Genomic DNA, 1271 nt, shown 5'->3' on the forward strand with positions numbered 1-1271 from the left:
CTGCGCGCTTACGGCCGCCGCCTCGGAATGCGCGCCGGGAGTCGAGCGGGCTCAGGCGCAGGGCCAGGAGGCCGTGAACGGGTGCAAAGGCGGACGACGCGTTCCACACGGCGCCGCGCCCCGGAACTCGGGTAACCGCGCGGATCGTTAGCCCAGCGGCACACAACCGATCTTCGACAGGGAGTACAGAGCCGTGGTCTTCAAACGGATGCTGGGTGCTTTCGGCGTAGGCGCGCCCTCGGTGGACACCGTCCTGTCCACCCCGAGGACCCAGCCGGGCGGGACACTGCGAGGGGAGGTACGGCTAGAGGGCGGCGACTTCGACGCCGAGATCGAGCACATCACCCTCGGCCTGGTGGCCCGGGTGGAGATCGAGCACGGCGACGGCGAGCACGGCGGGCTCGGCGAGTTCGCTCGCCTCCAGGTGTCCGGGCCGTTCACGCTGCGCCAGAGGGAGGAGCGCATCGTCGGCTTCGAGCTGCCGGTGCCGTGGGAGGCGCCGATCAGCGAGATCGGCGGGCAGCCGCTGACCGGGATGGCGGTGGGCGTGCGCACTGAGCTGGCCATCGCCAAGGCCGTCGACAAGGGCGACCTCGACATGGTCGCCATCGAGCCGCTGCCGTCGCAGCTGCGGATCCTGGAGGCGTTCCTGGGACTCGGGTTCGGCTTCCGGTCGGCCGACCTGGAGGCGGGCCACCTCTACGGGGTGCACCAGCAGCTGCCGTTCTACCAGGAGATCGAGTTCTACCCCTCCGGCCGGTACGCGGGCCTCGTGGGCGAGGTCGAGGTGACCTTCGTGGCCGATCCCGCCGGGCTGGAGGTGGTGCTGGAGGCCGACAAGCGTACGGGGCGCTTCTCGTCGGGCGACGCCATCGGCCGCTTCCACGTCAGCCACCAGGACGCGCTCGGCACGGACTGGGAGGCGGAGCTGGGCCGCTGGCTGGACGGCCTGGCCCAGTACGGGCCCGGGCACCACGGCGGGCACCACGGGCCGGTCCACCACGACGGTCACTACGGCCCGGGCCACCACGGCGGGCACTACGAGGAGCACCACGGTGGTCCCGGCTGGGGGACGGTGGCCGCCGCCGGCGCCGCGGGCCTCGTGGGAGGCCTCGTCGCGGGCGAGGTCGTCGAGGAGATCTTCGAGGGGGACGAGGACGAAGGCGACGACTGGTGATCCCTTAGCGCGCTGTTGCGGCGGCCGGTGAAGCCCGGCCGCCGCGGCGCCGAGCGGAAGAGCACACCACTGAACTCCACTCACAAAAATTTAG

At 71.7% G+C, this 1271-nt stretch carries 1 protein-coding gene; it reads left to right on the plus strand.

All coding sequences use genetic code 11. The features are described 5' to 3' along the window. Nucleotides 1-193: 193 nt before the first annotated feature. A complete protein-coding gene (locus AB0J09_RS65045; protein ID WP_360714519.1) occupies nt 194-1177 on the plus strand; it encodes a sporulation protein in 984 nt (327 codons plus the stop codon). Nucleotides 1178-1271: the final 94 nt, after the last annotated feature.

Origin of the sequence: Nonomuraea sp. NPDC049784 (assembly GCF_040659615.1) — a bacterium.
Lineage (GTDB): Bacteria > Actinomycetota > Actinomycetes > Streptosporangiales > Streptosporangiaceae > Nonomuraea.